Genomic DNA, 19,755 nt, shown 5'->3' with positions numbered 1-19,755 from the left:
GGCGGAGGATGTTCATTTGCATAGAAAAAGAATTTGAAACCTTTTTCATTAAGTAGAGTTGGCACTTCATTATCTCTTGCAGTGATGCTAGAAGCAAACCAACCCCCTTGCACATCGTCACTTATAAGCCTAAGCGAATACGGCTCTCCAACACATTCACAGCCAACTACATTATTGCTTCAACATCACCATCTCACCAACCCCGGCACCGCTGCGCGATGCATCCGCGGGTGCGCTTCGCTTACCACGCGCTACTAAATCTCGCGTGCACATGAAAGCGGGATGCCACCGGAATAGAGTGATTGTCGTAGCGCGTGGTAACGAGAAAGCGAGTTCAGCGAGCGTTTCGAGGCACCCGCGGGTGGCGGCGGAACGACGCCCAATGGCACCGAACCATCATCGCCTACACGGGCCAACCCCGGCACCGCTTCGCGCTGCTCCCGCGGGTGCGCTTCGCTTACCATGCGCTACTAGATCTCGCATGCACATGAAGGTGGGGATGCCACCGGAATCGAGTGATTGTCGTAGCGCGTGGTAACGAGAAAGCGAGTTCAGCGAGCGTTTCGAGGCACCCGCGGGAGGCGGCGGAACGACGCCTAATGGCACCGAACCATCATCGCCTACGCGGGCCAAACCCGGCACCGCTTCGCGCTGCTTTCGCGGGTGCGCTTCGCTTACCACGCGCTACTAGATCTCGCATGCACATGAAGGTGGGGATGCCACCGGAATCGAGTGATTATCGTAGCGCGGGATAACGAGAAAGCGAGTTCAGCGAGCGTTTCGAGGCACCCGCGGGAGGCGGCGGGATGACGCCCGGTGGCACCGAACCATCATCGCCTACACAGGCCAACCCCGGCACCGCTGCGCGCTGCTTTCGCGGGTGCACTTCGCTTACCACGCGCTACTAAATCTCGCATGCACATTGAGGTGAGGATTCCACCGGAATCGAGTGATTGTCGTAGCGCGTGGTAACGAGAAAGCGAGTTCAGCGAGCGTTTCGAGGCACCCGCGGGTGGCGGCGGAACGACGCCTAATGGCACCGAACCATCATCGCCTACGCGGGCCAAACCCGGCACCGCTTCGCGCTGCTTTCGCGGGTGCGCTTCGCTTACCACGCGCTACTAAATCACGCATGCCCGTGAATATGTGGCCTCCAATCATATCCGCATGAACGGCGCCCCGTGGCATCCAACCAATCCTGCCTACATGGCCCGGCACCGCTTCGCGCTGCTCCCGCGGGTGCGCTTCGCTTACCACGCGCTACTAAATCTCGCATGCACATTGAGGTGAGGATTCCAAGGATGTGTGCACATGGCCATGGCACGTCATCACGCCACCGAAGCCAAACCGTAGCGCGTGGTAACGAAGAACGCGAGCTGAGCGAGCGTAAAGCCATCTTCTCAATCACTGCCAAACAAATCGCGGGTGTATACCTTGGATTCCACATCGCTAAGCTCAGTGACCATGCGATTAGCCAGGATGACATCACACTTGTCTTTAAACGCCGCTAAATCGCGCATAACGGTTGAGCCAAAGAATTTATCTTCTTCCAACACCGGCTCGTAAACGACCACTTCCACACCTTTCGCTTTGATGCGCTTCATAACACCTTGCATGGCACTGGCGCGGAAGTTATCCGAGCCCGTTTTCATGATGAGACGGTAAACCCCAACCACAGTCGGATTGCGGCGCAGAACGGACTCGGCAATAAAGTCTTTACGCGTGCGGTTGGCATCTACAATTGCCTGAACCATATTACTCGGCACATCGGTATAGTTGGCGAGCAGTTGCTTGGTATCCTTCGGCAGGCAATAGCCACCATACCCAAAGCTGGGGTTGTTATAGTGCTTACCAATACGCGGGTCTAGGCCAACGCCTTGAATGATCTGCTTGGCATCAAGGCCATGGGTTTCCGCATAGGTATCTAATTCATTAAAGTAAGCGACCCGCATTGCCAGATACGTGTTCGCGAACAGCTTGATTGCCTCGGCCTCGGTGCTGTTCGTCAACAATACCTCTATTTCTTCGGCAATCGCCCCCTGCTTGAGGAGTTCAGCAAAGGCCTCGCCCCGCTCGGAACGCTCTCCGACAATAATGCGCGAAGGATAAAGATTATCGTAAAGCGCCTTTCCTTCCCGTAAAAATTCAGGCGAGAAAATAAGGTTTTGCGTGTTAAAGCGTTCAGCGGCACCTTTGGTGTACCCCACTGGCACGGTGGATTTTATGACCATCACCGCCTCAGGGTTAATCTGCATGACCTGCTCAATAACAGCTTCAACGCTTTTAGTATTGAAATAGTTGGTTTGAGGATCGTAATCAGTGGGAGTGGCAATAATCACGAACTGCGCGCCAGCGTAAGCCTGCTCGGCATCCAGCGTCGCAGTAAAAGTCAGGTCAGTACGATTTAAAAAAGCCGCTATTTCAGCATCCTCAATCGGAGAAAGGCGATTGTTCAACAGCGCTACTTTCTCGGGGACGATATCCACCGCGACCACTTCGTGGTGCTGCGCTAACAACATCGCATTGGAAAGCCCCACATAGCCGGTTCCTGCAACGGCAATTTTCATCCAAATAATTCCTAAAATTAATATAAAACAAAAACTTGAAGCACATGCTAAAAGCATAACGGGCACCACTAAAGGTGCCCGCCGAAGGATGAAACGGCCTCAAAGAATCTATTTCAACACACCAGCCAGCAATGCCTGGGCGTTCCCAATCAATTCATCCAAGTGCTGTGCGCCTTTGAAGCTTTCGGCATACACCTTGTAAAGCGATTCAGTGCCGCTTGGCCGAGCGGCAAACCAGCCGTTTTCGGTGGTGACTTTGATGCCGCCAATAGCAGTGCCATTGCCCGGCGCGTCTACCAATACAGCGGTGATAGCGTCGCCTGCCAGAGTTTTCTCAGTCACGCTCTCAGCACTCAGCTTTTTAAACGCCGCTTTCTCTTCGGGTGAACAGGCGGTATCGACGCGCTTGTAAAAAGGCTCACCAAAGCGCTCGGTAAGCGTGCGGTAATACTCGCTGGGCGTTTTGCCGGTGACCGCCATAATTTCCGCTGCCAACAAACACAGCACGATGCCGTCTTTATCGGTGGACCACGCCTTACCGTCGCGGGTTAGCAAGCTGGCGCCTGCACTCTCTTCCCCGCCGAAGGCAAGCCAGCCCTCGTGCAGGCCATCCACGAACCACTTGAAGCCTACCGGCACTTCGTAAAGCTCGCGCTGGTGGGAAGCCACCACTCGGTCGATCATGGAAGAGGACACCAACGTCTTGCCGATCTTCAGGCTAGCCGCCCACTCTGGGCGGTGGGTGATCAGATAATCGATACACACGGCCAAAAAGTGGTTCGGATTCATCAGACCACTAGCATCAACTATTCCGTGACGATCAGCATCCGGGTCATTGCCAAAGGCTATATCGAAGCGGTCTTTAATCTTGAGTAGGTTAGCCATTGCTGCCGGGCTAGAGCAATCCATACGAATTTTGCCGTCGTGATCCGGCGGCATAAACGCAAACTCAGGATCAACTATAGTATTCACGACATCAAGATTCAGGTCGTAGTGCGCCGCTATCGCCTGCCATACCGGCAGCGCGGTGCCGCCCATGGGGTCAGCACCTAACGCTAAGTTTGCGCCCTGAATAGCGGCCATATCCACTACGCTGCCAAGCTTGGCAACGTAATGCGCAGTGAAATCGTACTCCTGGGCGTGGGCAATCGCCTCATCCACCGGCACGGTGGGTATATCTTCCAACTGGCGCAGCAGGTAGGCATTTGCACGCAGTTCAATCCAGCCGGTGGCATCAGTATCCGCGGGGCCACCATGGTGCGGATTATACTTAATACCGCCATCTTCCGGCGGGTTGTGCGAAGGCGTGATGATTAAGCCATCCGCAAGCGCCACATCGGGCGCCGCCAGGTCATGGGGATTATTATGGTGCAGGATCGCCTGGCTAATCAGCGGCGTCGCGGTGTAGCCGTGATCTTTCTCGACAAATACCGGCACCTTGTTGGCAGCCAACACTTGCAGCGCGCACTCCCAGGCAGGGCGAGAAAGCGCGTGGGTATCGAAACCTAAAAACAGCGGCCCCTGATAGCCCGCCTCACGCCGGTAGTCGACCACCGCCTGGGTGATGGCATAAATATGCGAAGCATTAAACGTACGCTCAATGGAGCGGCCACGATGGCCAGAGGTACCAAACGACACGCGCTCCCCAACGACGTTAGCGCTGGGTCGCTCTTCATAAAAAGCTTTAACAGTAGATTCCATGGTTCCCTCTCCCTGTTTATCTTATTGCGGCACGGCACCACTACGTTTTAGCCAAAACTGCACAGCTGCTTCTACGTTACCGATACGTTTTGCATCAACAGCGGCTTGCTTAGCCATGTTGGCAGCCGCTATGGGGTTTTCTAACAAGTGTTCTAACGCACTTCGCCATTCAACGTGCGCATCATTGACTAGCAAACCATTTTTTCCGTGCTGGACAATCTCAGTGTACGGGTAACGATTTGAGTATATTCCTACCCCGCCCATGGCGGTAATATCAAAAAATTTGATGAAAGATTTGCCATGGTTAAACGGGGTATTTAACAACGGGGCTAGGCCTATATGGCAGCGGTGCTCTCGTTGATAAACCTTAAACGCCTCCCAGGCTAAGGGGCAAGGCGCGTTTAAGCGTGGCAGCGTGATTAAACTTTCTGGAGTGTGTGGCCCCAGCATAATTTCCACCTGGGTATCCATACGCTGGGACTGCATGCCTTCTATGGCCGGGGCGATGTGCATAAGGTCAGCTAAATGCGCCCGCGTGCCGTAAAAGCCGATTTTCCAGTTAGCGCTGGAAGATGGCGGTTGCGAGAAATGCTGAAGTGAAGGCAGAGGAGTAATCAGAGGTGGCGTGAGCACTTGAACATTATCGTGCTCGCTAAAAAAACAGCGCGCCAATTGCTCGCTAGAGGCCACCACTTCATCAGCCAGTGACACTAAGCGAGGTTGATGTTTAGCAATCCCACCCATTCGCTTACGGTAGGCAGCCGGTAAGGTTGGGTCATTGGACGCCGCAAAAATATCATCATCGATTAAATAGGCAATATAGCCAAAAGCATCGCGGTGACGTTCTAGCCAGCGCAGCCAACCTAACGGTAGCGAGCGACAAAGCAGCAGATTAGCCCCCGCGAAACGCCGCAGCAGAGAACGACCATGTACCCAGCTGGCCCCGAAAGATCGAGAAGCGGTAAAACGTTCGACCGCCACGCCCCGGCGGCGCAGACCGGAGGCAGCAGATGCCAAGAAATAAATGTCCTCGGTCGGCCGCGCCCCATCGCTCAGAACAACCCAGGTAGTGTGGCGACTCACGGTACATCCTTGATTAAGATAATTCTTCTCCTTTCCACTAGCCCTATTCAGCACCGCTTCGCGGGTAGCGGCGGAACGACGCCCCGTGGCACGGAACCAACCCCGCCTGCACAAGCAAACCCCGGCACCGCTTCGCGGTGCATCCGCGGGTGCGCTTCGCTTACCACGCGCTACTAAATCTCGCATGCACATGAAGGTGGGGATTCCAAGGACATGTGCACATTATGTACATGGCCGTGGCACGTAATCACTCCACCGGAATCGAGTAAGTGCACCCGCGGAACGACGCCCCGGAGCTTCCAACTCAGCGTTATTGACTAATACCAGGGTACATTTTGAACTGTTTATATAACTTGTAAATACGAGCCCGCAGCTGGGCAGCCTCTTCAGACCGCATGAAATGGGCGACGTCCAAACACTGAAACAGATAGGTGAACACCAAGGCGCCCAACTGCTGATCAACTCTTTTTTCAGCCAAGGTTTCTACGGCAGCCCAGGGCAGCCCACGCAACAGAAGCGCCACATCGAACCCTAACGGCAAATACGCCCATCGATCCCAGTCAATAAGCGCTACCTGCTGCTGCTGAGTATCAATGAGTACGTTATTACGGTGTAGGTCACCATGCGACAACACGCGTGGTAAGCGCGCAGTAACACGCATTAAAAAGACAAAAAATGTCAGTTCAATCCTACTACCGCCTTCCCGCAAGGCCTGCGCGATGACCGATGGAAATAACTTATGCAACAAACTTTTAAAACGACTGTAGCGGCGTTTTAAAGCGCTGCGCCCAACTTCACCAGCTTGCTGAAGAGTGACAAGTTGCGCCATTACCATAGGCACCCATGCTTCCCACCCGTTACCCACTTCTTCCAGAGTTATGCCTGGCTGAAAAGCAAACATCTGTAGCATGTGTCTTTCTTGAGAAAACGCAGCCAATAAAGGCGGCGCGGCTATACGACTAGGCGTGATCACTTTGTCATAAAGCTGCATCACGTTTGCATGAGCCTTGGGCTCTACATCAAAACGCGCCATGACAGGAGCCTGGTTAGCAACGTTAAGTACAGCGCCAGCCATTCGTCGTTCAGCAGACTGCCCAAACAGGGGTTTAAATCTATCAACCAACAATTGATCAGGAAGCGAAGCCACGGCTTTATACTCCGCGTGCTGATGGGAGATGGCAATAGGTAACCAATCGCTTTGCTTCGGATGCCTAAAGAGCCAAGGGCTATGCCGCAATGGCACGTCTTTCGGGGTCACCACGCGAACGACATCTCCATGCTTCAGCGCCAACGTTCCATGAAAACCCACGTTGCCACTCAACGAAAGCCCTGCCTTTTTCACATCCGCTCGTGGGCGGTTACAAGACAGCCGGCAACGTGTTCGGCCATTCACCACCACAGTCACGTATGGCGATAGGCTCCAGCCACTAATCGCATCCTCACTAACCCGGTCTATAAAACCTAGTACGCCCGGTTTTTTTATTACTTTCAACATAACCTATTACTTGAATATCCAGCGAAAATTGTTGATTGATGTATCAAAGTGTCTGATAAGTACCACTACACGGGTACTTTAAGATTTATATGGATATTCAAGCGTTTATCGCAACGAGAAATCCTCATGAACCAAGGTCAGATTAGGGTTATAGGCCGGGTCACTGTCCAGTAATTCGCCCCAGGTTTTGCGCATATAGGCATATTCGCTTAGCCAACGCGCACGCTTTTCAGGGGTGTCATCGGCACCGCGGGAAATGGATTCATGATGGTAAAGCTCAGCAAACGGCGTCCACAGATTACGGTAACCCGCCTCACGAACCTTAATGCATAAATCCACATCGTTGTAAGCGACAGCCAGATCTTCCTCGTTCAAACCATTAACAGCATCGAAGACCTCTTTACGCAGTAGCAGACAGGCTGCCGTCACGGCAGAAAGGTTCTGAGCCACTTTCAAGCGCCCCATATAACCATCTTCGTCACGCTGAAAGAAGCGATGGGCATGTCCCGCTAAGCCACCTAACCCAAGAATCACACCACCATGCTGGATGGTGTCATTGGGGTAGTAGAGCTTCGCGCCTACACAACCAATATCAGGGCGTGAAACCTGCTCTACCATCTCCGTCAGCCACTGCCCATCAATCGGCTCTACATCATTATTGATTAAACCAATAACACTTCCCCGAGCATGGTCGGCACCATAGTTATTGATGGATGAATAATTAAACGGAGCGTTCCAGGACAACACCTTTACTCGGGTGTCACGGGCTGCCACTTCGTCCAAATACGCCAGGGTCTCTTTGCAGCTGCTTTGGTTATCCAGAATAAGCAGTTCAAAGTGGCTATAGTCGGTACGGTCTAAAATAGCATCAACACAAGGGCGCAATATATCGACGCCATCGCGGGTAGGCACCAGCAAGCTCACCAAGGGTTCTGGCGTAGGCATCGGCCAACGAATGCGCTGCGTGCCGGGTAATAACCCTGGCGCTACTTGTGCAACCTGCCCACAGGCCTCTAAATGCTGCTCAACAGCCCCAACATAACTGGAAGGCGTTGTGGCAGCCCCCGGTGCACCGTGATAGGCAATATGGGGTACGTGGGCAAGCTGTTGCGACGAAAAATGATCGCGCCGTGTTACGTCCAACGTTTGTACGTAATCCAGCCAATCAGGGTTATTGGCATTGTCACCACACATATCGGCTGAAAGGCGTGGAAAAAAGCGGTGCTGGTAACACACGGCCCGGCCCATATACGGCATCGAAAGCAGCAAATCAGCATTCCACTCAGGCTTAAACTGCGGCGAGTGCCGAACTCCCTCCTCATCAAGGCTATCCTCATCGGCTATCAGCATCTGCGCTTGAGGATTATCTGCGGCAATACTGGCCATATGAAACAGTGCATTCGCCGCTAAACGATCGCCTGGGCGTAAAAACCATATCCAGGAGTGTTTGCAATAGGAAAGGGCCTCTATCCGCAAGGCCGCAACACTGGTGGCATGACTTTCTACAACGCGAAGAACGGGCATCTCACGCTGCCATTCTTCTAACCATGCCTGCCAGCCATGAAATGCCGGTGACGGTAACAAAAGTACGGCCTGCCGTGGCGACAAGGACTGCTCCGCCACACTGGCCAGGCTGCCTTTTAAGCTGTTTTGTAAAGCCTGTAATGCATCAGGCGTCGCCTCGCCAATAGGACACACCAGCAAAATACTACAATCAAAAGAGTGAACATGGTGGCGCATGGCCACCTCATGGTCGCTAGGCGCACGCCTTCGTTCTACCTGACGAATCCACTGCTGGTAGTGGCGACGAGTGGAAAAACTAATAAATGTACTTTCGTAGTCCTCTAGGGCAATGGTTTGCCATTTGCGGCTCTGTTTACGCGCCTGCTGCTTCAAACTGAGCTCAATTTCTTTCAAAGAAAGATCACGGTAGTGTTCATGCATGTTGGATAACCGCTGCAGCAAACGGTTATAGGCAAACATTGGCGTTAGCCATACGAAGCGAAAATGTTCCAGGGAAAACGTGCCCGTGGCGTTCATGGGCGCAAACGTCACACGTTTCACACCCCATGGCACGTATACAAGCCGCTTCGTGATCTTACCCACACGCAGAGGTAGCTCTACCGTTAACGAGCGCCGTGCAGACTCAAACGTGAGGCTAGACACCACACTGGTCACGTCTCGCTCACAGGCAATTTCGACCATGTTCCAGCCGGGCAAAGGTAACTGCCCTTCTAACGCAAAAAGCGGCTCCGCGCCCAGGGATTGCCATTCACCAGGGCGTGAAGCCGCCTTTAATTGCTGTAAAGGAACAAATTGCTGAGGGCTGCGGTGGTGAGGGTACCAAGGCTTATCGCGTGACGTGTGGTTAGCATTCATTCAAAAGCGTCTTATCCGGCGGATATGGAGCGAGCATGTTACCAGCCCTTAGGCTGCGTCACACCAGCCTGTTATAAAACCCTGCTAGGCTCTGTCTGAAAAGTCGGCGAGCGAAGGCCAGACAAGGCAAAAATCGGCGAAAAGACGGAGTTTACATGGTGTAAATGAGTACTTTGAGCCGATTTTTAACGCCGTATGGTCGAGCGCAGCCAGTTTTCAGACAGAGCCTAGACTAGCCAGGGTGTTAAATTAAGTTTATGAATCAAGGCATCATCGCGTGCGACGGAGATCTTTCGCTTAGCCACTGAAGCCCACTCATCTTCAGATAGCCTGGCGCGTTTTTCATCGATTAACTTCAAAAGTGACTGATCCACCTCAGGTACTTGCACCATAAACCGTGCATTGGTTTGCATCACCAAATAAGCCGGATTAACCGCTTTCACCAGCTCAGGGTCGAGGCTTCCCGCGCTGTGTACAAACACCACTTGTTGAAACAGACGGCATAAGTAGTTAAGCATTGAATAGCTGGAAGACGAGCCAAAGAGTAAACACACACTAGGCATCAGTGCCTGGTCATTCACTAACACCGACAAACGCCCAAAGTTGGGCAAGCCATTATCATAATAGCGGCACTTCATATAGCTAAACGAGCGCAGCACCTCTATGTTGCAATGGCGTTCCGGCGTAAATTTATTGCCCAAGTCGCCGACAATTGTACGTTGCACGTACTCATCTTCGGCAAAAAGCGCGTTAACCGCATTGGGATCAAGGTCAAGCGCCGTTGCCAGCGCTTTTGCAGCCACCATCGCGCCTTGCTGGGACCAGTGGCTATCCGTGCGAATAAAGGCCTCATCACCCAACTGGGTCAAAAGCGCCTGGGGGTACACAATGCTGTGTGCTTCCGGCAACGCCATTAACTGTTGTATGGGGCCATTGCTACCTTCAGTAAACGGATGATAGCTAGGCCCCATGACACTCTCTTTAGACGGTGCCACCAACACCGCATGAGCGGCCTCGGCACTGTCAGCCAGTTGCTCAACGGCTTGAAAGTACTGTTGCCACTGCTCGACCCCTCCTTCCGTTAGGCGAAGCCGCCCCCGGTACTGATCAACACTCCCATTGGTATCATTATCCAAAAACAACCACCCCTGCTTACCCTCAAGCACTTTAAGGGAAGGAGGGAGTGCATCATCTAAATGAACATCAGACGGTATATCTACCTGGGAAAGGGGAAACTGCATATCTCCTAAGCGCAGAAACAGTGAGAACTGCTCCAAACGGTGAGGAACCGTAAAACGAAAGCCACACTGCACTTGAGGGTGTGACTCATCAGCGGTTCCAAAAAGCGCTTCAATGACATCAGGACGGCGCACCGACAGAGGGTGGCAAAGCTCAAAGGTTTTGCTCCAGCGAGCAATTATTTCAGCCTTGCCTACCCACTCGGCTAACGCTTCAGGCAGCACTACCCACCCCTGCACGACCCACCCCCCTGGGAGCAACCACGGGGGGCGTTGCGCATCAGGGAAATCAAGGTGCCAGCGGAGCCCTGAGGTATAGCGGTCTAAAGTGTCCCGCCCAACAAACCGTTTAACAAACCGTTTAACAAACCGAGCGAAACGTATGGCTGGCATCTCCCACGGGGTTTTAAGGGCTGAATTTCTAAAGCCTTTATTTTTAAGAGCACTGTTTTTAAGGGCTCTGTTTTGAAGAGCTCTGCTTTGAAGGACTATGCTTTCAATCATTCTCAGTGAAACCGTCCATAGCTGACTGTAAGAACGCTTGATCAGGCCCATAACGATGGGCCAAGTGGACACTCAGACAACCCCGTTACGGGAAAGTGCAGAAGTGTCATAAGCGACGCTCTTCCAGTCAGAGATCCCACACCGCTTTACGAAAGCCAAGGGTATGTCGCGTTGGTTCATCCCACTGATTTTTCCTGAACATTAGATCGAATTGACTATTGGAACGACCAGACAGCACCCGAGTAGACTTCTGCAGTTTATGCACGACACAAGCATCGCTGACATGGTAAATCCGCAGCCCTAACAGGTGTCTTACCACATCGCAGTAAATACGATCAGAGCGGTAATGGCGGCCAAACTGCGCATCCAGAGGCCCAGCGCTACGATATGTTTCCCGGGGAATATAGACACAGAAGAACGGTGCAAAGCTGATCTCCAGCACTCTTCCGTCATGCAATAACGGCGGAGTCACAATATTACTGTGATGAGCCGAGAGATTGACATCACAGGGTTGATCGGCGTCGGCATAAGGCACGTGGGTGGTTAAAGTGGGCGTACCACCAGGCAAAATTTGCTGGGGAACGACCAGGCCGCATTCTGGCAATTGAGTCGCTGCCAGTTGCATAGCTTCCAACGCACCTGGCTCAACATGCGCATCGTTATTAAGCAGCATCAAATCGTGGTCTGTTTTAGCCGCTGCCAATCCCAGGTTAACTGCGTGAGTAAAGCCATAGTTGCAGGAATTAAAAATTGCTTTCAGGCGCCCGGCAGCCTGAGCCTCTTCAAGGAACTTCTTCACCGGAGACGAAGAGTCATTATCGACAACGATCACCTCCAGCTTATCGCCCAGCGCCAGCGCTTCCAGGCTAGTGAGGCAATCACGCAGATCCTCCAACGACTCATAGCTGGGGATAACCACTGACACCCCTCGCTGCAGTACAGTAGAGGCAGTTGATTTAGCGGCAGACCACTGATACCCAGTTGCCTCACGTACCTGGTCTAAATAGCCCACGTACTCCGTGTTAGCCGTCAACGTGTTAGCGGCACGGCCATAATAATAGTGGGTTAATACGACTGGCACTGAACAAAGCCGTACCCGCTGGCTATAGCGGCGGATCAAATCCCAGTCCACAAACCTCGGCAGCGTCTCGTCAAAGCCCCCACACTGTTGATAGGCCTCGCGAGTGTGACAAAACGCATTGAGGTCTACATAGTTCCTATTGAACAACAATGCGCGATTCAAAGGACCAAACAGCACGCCTGAAGGCTCTGTGGCATTGCCGGTGTAGCGATATAAGCCTGAATAAAACGCCTGAGCTGTGGGTTCGCGGCTAAAAGCCCCCACCATGGCAGCCAAATAGCGTGGATCCCAAACGTTATCAGAGTCCAGGTAAGCGATATAAGCCCCCTGCGCTACCTCCAACCCTTGGTTGCGCGCATGGGAGACTCCTCGGTTTTTTTTCAGAGCAATCAGTTGAATACGTTCGTTTTTGGCGGCCTGCCGCTCACACCACTCACGGGTGCCATCGGTACTGCCGTCATCTACCAACAGCAATTCCCAGTTGGCATACACCTGGCTACTCACCGACTCGACCGCTGCCTCAATGGTATCCAAACGGTTAAAGCAAGGCATAATGACAGTAACTAGCGGCGCCTTTGCGAGTGCTTGCGCATCACGAGTCAGCCCATCCGCCACGTTCTCCATGGCGGCCAAGCATCGCTTATCAGCCTCGCGAAACGGGCGCGACAGATAAGGATCAACCAAACCATGGGCAAGATAACCCGCAAAATCGCTAAAGGAACGCTGAAACTCCCAGACAGCATCGCCACTGGCCACCACATGACCACTCAGGGCGTCGATTAACTCAAGGTGATGGTTTTGGCCGTCTACCAACTCAACCGGCGGATATGTCTCAAAGGCATGGCGCCCCTCATGAATGCCGTTATCACGCAGGTCATTGCGGAACTGGTTAGCGATCACTTCAATCTCATGGTGACCATCAATACGGATCAACGCCGAACGCGGCGCGCTGGAACCACTGTCCGCCAGCCAGCCACAAATCGCGAGATCGCCGTTGAGGTTAAGGTCTCCATTCACCCCTTGTTTTCTGGCCGCTTTCACACCACTAGTACCAAGCACCTGCAATTCTTGAAGGTCACTGCTATCGATCAGCAGCTCTGATGGCATGGTGCTTTCCAGCCCGGTCTCCATCTGATAAGGCGAAAGCTCGCCATTAGACCCATGGGGTAACAGCAACACCCGCTCTGACTGGGGGCGCACGACACCGCCCACCAAGCGTTCCAACGCATGGGACAACTCACCATCCTGCTCGCCGGTTTCTGGCTCAAACATTAATGGCGCCACTTCGGCGGCCAAGGCAGATAGCGCTTGGGGGCGGCACCAAAACATACTGCCAGCAAAAAAGCCCCAGTCGCTTTCCAGCGATACATTGACCCGCGGCGCAAGCTTTTCCAACCAAGGGCCATTGCCAAAGCGCATTGACAGCTGGCTCATAAACAGCCGCTGAGGGCCTGCTAACTGCAAGCGGGGGTCGCTGCGTAGCTTATGCAGCAACGCCTGCACGCCGCCGTCACTCGGCAATACGCTGCTCAAAAGTGTATCCCGCCACTGTTTAGCCACCGGCGTTACACCCTGCTTGGTGTGCAGCTTCAAGCACAGCGTATACTGTTGCAGATGAGGTATTAGCGAAAAAAACGGCGCAATATCCCGCCCCCGATTAGGGCAGTGCACCACTTTTGCACCAGGGTAGCGTTTCTTCAGCGCCACAATTTCCCGCGTATTTGGCGCATGGGACGTGGTAATAAACAGATCAAAGGGCTCCTTCAGCAAGGCAAGCCTGTCACCTAGCAGTGCCACCAATTCAAGATGGTAAGCATGCAAAACGACCGCCAGCTGTGGAACAGCGGGGGAATCCCCTTCCCCCACTACTGCCCGCCGCCCTTCACTGCGGCCATGACGAAGGTAATGCAGCAACGGGCTCAGCCCCGATGTGGCAACATCCGGGTAGCGTCGGGAATACTCTTCAGGATCAAAACCAGGCCCCGGGCAGCGGCCCAGTGCCCAGCCATAATTTAAAAAATGCTCCAGCGGAGAAAGCTGACTATGCTGAGCATCTAGATAACGGTTTACATACCACGATGCATTAAATAATTCTGCATCCAATAACAACTTACGATTAGCATCGCTCATTACAGTTCCTTTGTACTAGGCTTTAGTACCACGCTTTAGTGCTACGTTTTAGTACTTAGCTTTAGTACTTAGCTTTAGTACTTTGCTTTAGTACTTTGCGTTAGTACTACGCTGCTCTTTCTCACCAAACTTAAGGTAGTGCACAAGCGGGTTGATTCCGCTTTCTACCACGTCGGGGTTGTGCTGAAGGTAGTACGCCGAGTCAAACCCCGGGCCTGGGTTACGCCCTTCGAAACCGCCCATCAACAGATAGTGGCGGGCAGGATTCGCCGACATTTTGCTATCACGAGCAATATCAGGGTATTGCGCTAAATACCACTTAGCGTCGAACCACTGACTCGCTTCGATTAACGCGACCTGCCGCTTGATCGCTCGCTTTGTCAGCGGTGGGGCTTTAGCAACACTTTTGGGGGCGCTTAACTCCGCTTGAGTAGACGTATCAGTACTAGGTGCTGCTGCTCGCAGAGCTTCTAGCTGATCCACTAGATTGGCTAACTCATGAGATTGACGCTCTATTTCGCGACGCTGCTGAGCCTGCGTTTCGCGGTTGGCTTTAGCGTCCACTTCAAGTTTCTGGTTAGCAGATTTTGTATCATCAAGCTCGCGTTTCAACTGCCCGCGTTGTGCTTCGTTTTTCTTGAGCTGTTCGGTTAGCTCGTCAACAGTGCTAAGCGCTTCTTTTTCGCGCTCAGTGGTCGCTTTCAATTGAGCAGAAAGCGTGGCGTGTTCTTTCTTTTGCTGCGCCAGCTGTTGTTCAACATCTGAACGGCTCTTTTCAGCATCGCCAATACGCTGCTCCGCTTCTTGTAGCTTACGGGTCAATTGACCCATTTCATTAAAGCGCGCCTGAAGCGACGATTCAGCTTTTTGCAGCTTGTTAGTTAACCCAGTGTTTTCTTCATGGGCGCTACGCAAGCTCTTCTCGTTGGCTTCAAGTAGGCTGGTAAGTTTTGCCAGTTCGCTAAAGCGAGTTTCCAGCGTCCGCTTATATTCATCCACTTCTTGCTGAGCTTTGTTGAGCGCCTGTTCGCTGGCTTTCAACGCCTGGGCATACTCACGTGACTCAGCAGCGTAGCGCTCTCTTTGCTCACGGGCCTCATTCGCTTGGCGTTCGCCCTGTTCACGCTGGCGCATCAGCTCCTTTTTCAGCTCGTCGTTAAATTCTTCCAGCGAACTCACCCGCTCGGCCAAACGGCCACGTTCCTGGGCAAACCGAGATTCTTGCTGTTCAAGGCACGCTTTCAGCTTATCGCGCTCTTCACCCACCTGCTGTAAATGCTCTTCCTGCTCATTTACCCGCTGTTCGGCAGCCGCCAGATTGCTCGCCTGTTCGTTAACTCGGGTTTCCAGAGCCTGTGAAAGCGCCTGCTGGTGGCGCACAGTTACTTTATCCTGGCAACTGCGCCCCAGGCGGGCGAAAACATCCTGCACCACCTGCGTAGAGGCAGCCGACTCCAGCGCGCCTAAAAGGTTTTTAAGCAGCGGGGGCAGATTATTACCTACCGCAATAATCCCCAGCCCACCGGCATGGTGAAACACAAAGTGCGGGTAGCGGGCTTTAAGGGTTTCGAAAGCACGGAACACAAGGCAACCAGGCTCGCGGCGGGCAACCCCTGGCACTACCACGACACCCTGAGTTGAAAGCTTGGATAACCAGCGATCCAACAGATAATCCACGCTGTTGTCATCGGCTTCTACATGCAGCAGTAGCAGGTCGATTGAGCCCTCATCGAACTGGTCAATCGCCCGGATGGGAGTCGCCTCTAGCCACTGACTGATTGTAGAGAAGTGGTCAGCGGCATAGGCCCGAATAGCCTCGGCATCTTGCTTGCTTGCTGCATCTTCCTCATGCACTCCCACCATAAAGCAACGTGTACCCAGGCGAAGCCGGGAGGCTGACTGGCAAACCGCAAAGTGCGCGACGCTCTCTACCCCCAGGCCCACTGCCTGCTGTGGCCGCAACGCCTCTACCAACCAAAACAGAAACGGTAGATGTTCCAGCCAGGGAGATGCCTCACGGTAATCAGGCTGCCAAAACATGGATCCCTGGGCTAACGTATTGATAGAAGGCTTGATAGCAAGGTCTTGTGTAGCGTTGGCCGCTACCGAATGCTGTTGCTGGCTCACAATGAATTCCTAACACGTAATAAATGGGCAATAGGATACCAGTTCAACCGGGCAAGTTGGCAGCCGGTGCTGGAAAGGGGCGAACATCAGGGTTGGCCGGCAGGTACAAATCACTTGGCTGTTCGGCACTCTCGTGCCATTGAGCCGCGGCAATGTGGTAATCGCAGCGTAACCCCTTAAATAGGGTAACCAAATGAGTAGGACCAGTCTGACTGAGGGAAGTAGGTAGACTTCGACCAAAGGCCAGAGGAATACCTTTCTTTATCTCACCAACCACTTTAGCGCCAAAAGCGGCAACTATACGGCGAAAGTATTCAGTATCAGCGGCCACTTTAACAACATCACAAAACCCTAATATTTCGAAAACCTCCCGCCGAAACATAAACGATGACATATTGCGATGAACCCAACCGTCCTGTGACTCAATCCTCCAATGATTAAATAGCATTTCTGAAGAACAACGAACCCAATCGCTAAAACACGCCTTCCATTCTGGATGGCTTTCCAATCCTGCCACCTGCATTTCAAGCTTTTGAGGATGCGACCAATCATCACTATCGTGAACGGTGATATATTCCCCCTTCGCTGCCATCAGGCCATGGTTGCGAGTCGCGTAAGCTCCCTGGTTGGTGGGCTGACTCAATACCCTAAAGCGGGAATCCTGCTGGCTAAACGCCTGGGCCACGGCTAACGAGTCATCTGTAGACGCATCGTCCACCACGATAACTTCTATATTGGTATAAGTCTGTTCCGCTAGGCTGCGCAGTGCGGTTTCCAAGTGAGCCTCTGCATTAAATAACGGCACAATGACGCTGACCAACTCCCGGTTCTCAGGCGCTAGAAAATGAGACGTAGTTGCGTTTTCGTAAGTTAAGTTATCGAGTGTTAAGGTCTTACTTGGGTCTTTAAGAGCAACCGCGCATAGGTTTGCGCTGCTAAACAGCGCGTTAATATGCTGTAAACGAAACTGTTCCGTTAACGCATGTGCCTGTGAAGACGTTGGAGACATGGCTGAACCCCCTGCTTGGGCACCGGCCTGCACCGCTAACAAGTTAGCGAGCGCCAAGGAGGTATCAGGGTAGTCGGGGTATGCGGCAATTAACTGCTGGATACGCTGCCAAGCTTTCACAAGCTGTCCGCTGTTGATCAGGGCTTCCACCTCTAATAACCGTGGGGCCGCCGTATCAGGCTTAACATCGTGTAGCTGGTAGCGGCGCGATAACACCTCAGCGCAGCATTGCCACTTCTCTTGCAAGGCATACCAACGCCCCATAGCCCATGCGGCGTAACTGGCCTCCCAAGGATCGTGGTGAATAAGTAAAGCCTCTAAGCGCGACAATTGCGATTCCACATTTTCTTGCTGCCAAAGTAGCTCTTCAAGCTGATGGGCACGTAGCTGAATCGGCATGCGCCCCTCTTTTTCTCCATTACGCGTGAAGTGCAGCAATGGGCTAACGCCCGCTTTAGCGACATCCTGATGAGTATTAAGGTAATACTCGGCATCAAAACGCGGGCCAGCTTTTCGCCCCCAGGCCTCTCCCAACTGCAGGTAGTGCTGTGCGGGCGACATACCGGAAACAGCCACATCGGGGTATTGCATCATATACCAGTCAGCATCAAACCAAGGGCTTTGCTCGATGTCCGCGATATCTGACAAATGCCTCTCTGTCTTATGCCCAGGGGGCAAGCTAAGCGTTGAAGATGATGTCAAAAGTCATTACCTCGTGTAACAGGAGAACCTACCGTGTTCGCCTAAGAAAACGCATCAGCAATTTGCTGGGCACTGCCTTGCGCCCGATCAGCATCTACAGCCTCGACCATCACACGAATCAATGGTTCGGTACCAGATTTGCGCAGCAGCACGCGGCCCGCTTGGCCAAGCTGCCGTTCTACCAGTGCAACGGCTTGCAGTACCGCTGGGGTATCAAGAGGATCATGCCCTGCTTGGGCGGTATAACGCACATTAATTAAGGTTTGCGGGAGTTTGTGCATACCCTGTTTGGCGTCATACAGCGTTGCCTGTTGCTCTAACAAACTAGCCAGCACGCGCAGTGAGGCGATGATCGCATCGCCAGTGGATGCATGATCCAAGCTTAGCAAGTGACCAGAGCCTTCCCCACCTAACCGCCAGCCCATGGCGTTTAACTGTTCCAGCACATAGCGGTCGCCTACTTTGGCGCGCTTAAAAGGAATATTCAATCCATTAAGCGCCTGCTCAAGCCCCAAATTACTCATTTGGGTACCCACTACACCGCCGGTGTAGCCCGCGCGCTTCGCATCTTTCGCAAGCAAGTATAAAAGCTCATCGCCGTCTACCACGACCCCCGTATGATCCACCATCATCAGGCGGTCAGCATCGCCATCCAAAGCGATACCCATATCCGCCTGATGGGCGAGCACTTCATCGCACAGGCTCTGCATAGAGGTAGCGCCGCAGTTTTCGTTTATGTTGAGGCCATTGGGCTTATCGTGAATACTAATTAGCTCGGCGCCTAACTCGCGAAAAACCGCTGGGCCCACTCGGTAACCCGCGCCATTGGCACTATCCAACACAATTTTCAGGCCATTCAAACTCAAGTGCCCCGGCAGGTTAGCCTTGCAGTATTCGGTATAACGGCCAGCGGCATCATCAATACGGCGCGCTTTACCTAGTTTCTCGGAGCTAACGCAGGTCATGCCGCCGTCAATGGCTACTTGTAACCAGCGCTCTATTTCCTGCTCTTGGATATCATTAAGCTTCTGACCGCCCTGCCCGAAAATCTTAATACCATTATCATCAAAAGGATTATGCGACGCGCTAATCACTACCCCCGCATCCGCACGGAAGGTAGAGGTTAAATAGGCAACGCCAGGGGTCGGCAACGGCCCCACCAGAGCAACATTAACACCCGCCGCTGAAAAGCCCGCCTCTAACGCGGATTCCAACATATACCCACTGGCACGGGTATCTTTACCAATTAACACTTCTCTAACACCTTCAGCACCCAACACCTGCCCTGCGGCCCAACCCAACTTCATAGCAAAATCAGGCGTCATGGGAAACTCCCCCACGCGACCGCGTACACCGTCAGTACCGAAATATTTACGCATTATTTAGTAACCTTAAAAGTGAATCGTGAATCGTGAATCGTGAATCGTGAATCGTGAATCGTGAATCGTGAATCGTGAATCGTGAATCGTGAATCGTGAATCGTGAATCGTCAGGAGTATAGGTCTTGAAGCGCGTGGTAACGAGTATGTGAGTGGAACGAACATAACGAGGCACCGAACCAACTCTGCCTGCACGAACCAACCCCGGCACCGCTTCGCGGTGCATCCGCGGGTGCGCTTCGCTTACCACGCGCTACGAAAACCACCCATACCAAGTTAGTGCACATACCGTAGCGCGTGGTAACGAGAAAGCGAGCTCCGCGAGCGTTTCGAGGCACCCGCTAGAGGCGTCGGAACGAC

General features: G+C 52.9%; 11 protein-coding genes. All 11 read right to left on the bottom strand.

The window, feature by feature from the left end; translation table 11 throughout:
• Positions 1-254: 254 nt before the first annotated feature.
• The gene (locus tag LMS44_RS07675) at positions 255-464 is read right to left on the bottom strand and encodes a hypothetical protein (protein ID WP_039860445.1); all 210 of its coding nucleotides are present in this window, start codon (positions 462-464) and stop codon (positions 255-257) included.
• Between the two features lie 936 nt (positions 465-1,400).
• Positions 1,401-2,567, bottom strand: coding sequence for a nucleotide sugar dehydrogenase (locus LMS44_RS07670; RefSeq protein WP_039860443.1), 1,167 nt, complete (start codon positions 2,565-2,567; stop codon positions 1,401-1,403).
• Positions 2,568-2,675: 108 nt separating this feature from the next.
• Positions 2,676-4,268, bottom strand: coding sequence for a phosphoglucomutase (alpha-D-glucose-1,6-bisphosphate-dependent) (gene pgm, locus LMS44_RS07665; protein WP_009288303.1), 1,593 nt, complete (start codon positions 4,266-4,268; stop codon positions 2,676-2,678).
• Positions 4,269-4,289: 21 nt separating this feature from the next.
• Positions 4,290-5,351 (bottom strand): glycosyltransferase family protein, encoded by a 1,062-nt coding sequence (locus tag LMS44_RS07660; protein ID WP_039860441.1) that lies wholly within the window; start codon positions 5,349-5,351, stop codon positions 4,290-4,292.
• A 310-nt stretch (positions 5,352-5,661) separates the two neighbouring features.
• A complete protein-coding gene (locus LMS44_RS07655) occupies positions 5,662-6,693 on the bottom strand; it encodes an aminoglycoside phosphotransferase family protein (RefSeq protein ID WP_039860439.1) in 1,032 nt (343 codons plus the stop codon).
• Between the two features lie 258 nt (positions 6,694-6,951).
• Complete coding sequence (locus tag LMS44_RS07650) at positions 6,952-9,225, bottom strand: glycosyltransferase family 2 protein (RefSeq protein ID WP_009288300.1); 2,274 nt, start codon at positions 9,223-9,225, stop codon at positions 6,952-6,954.
• A gap of 227 nt (positions 9,226-9,452) precedes the next feature.
• A complete protein-coding gene (locus LMS44_RS07645) occupies positions 9,453-10,703 on the bottom strand; it encodes an alginate O-acetyltransferase AlgX-related protein (protein WP_161609193.1) in 1,251 nt (416 codons plus the stop codon).
• Positions 10,704-11,094: 391 nt separating this feature from the next.
• Entirely contained in the window at positions 11,095-14,178 is a 3,084-nt protein-coding gene (locus LMS44_RS07640; protein WP_498947206.1) for a glycosyltransferase, read from the bottom strand.
• Positions 14,179-14,265: 87 nt separating this feature from the next.
• Positions 14,266-16,305: a coiled-coil domain-containing protein gene (locus LMS44_RS07635; protein ID WP_498947205.1), complete on the bottom strand. Its 2,040-nt coding sequence runs from the start codon at positions 16,303-16,305 to the stop codon at positions 14,266-14,268.
• Positions 16,306-16,348: 43 nt separating this feature from the next.
• On the bottom strand, positions 16,349-17,962 hold the full coding sequence (locus tag LMS44_RS07630) for a glycosyltransferase family 2 protein (RefSeq protein WP_241254248.1): 1,614 nt from the start codon (positions 17,960-17,962) through the stop codon (positions 16,349-16,351).
• Positions 17,963-18,057: 95 nt separating this feature from the next.
• Positions 18,058-19,395, bottom strand: a complete 1,338-nt coding sequence (gene glmM, locus LMS44_RS07625) for a phosphoglucosamine mutase (protein WP_498947204.1) — start codon at positions 19,393-19,395, stop codon at positions 18,058-18,060.
• Between the last annotated feature and the right edge of the window lie 360 nt (positions 19,396-19,755).

This window comes from Halomonas profundus, assembly GCF_020865425.1.
Lineage (GTDB): Bacteria > Pseudomonadota > Gammaproteobacteria > Pseudomonadales > Halomonadaceae > Vreelandella > Vreelandella titanicae.
This window is presented reverse-complemented; position numbering and strand designations above follow the sequence as displayed.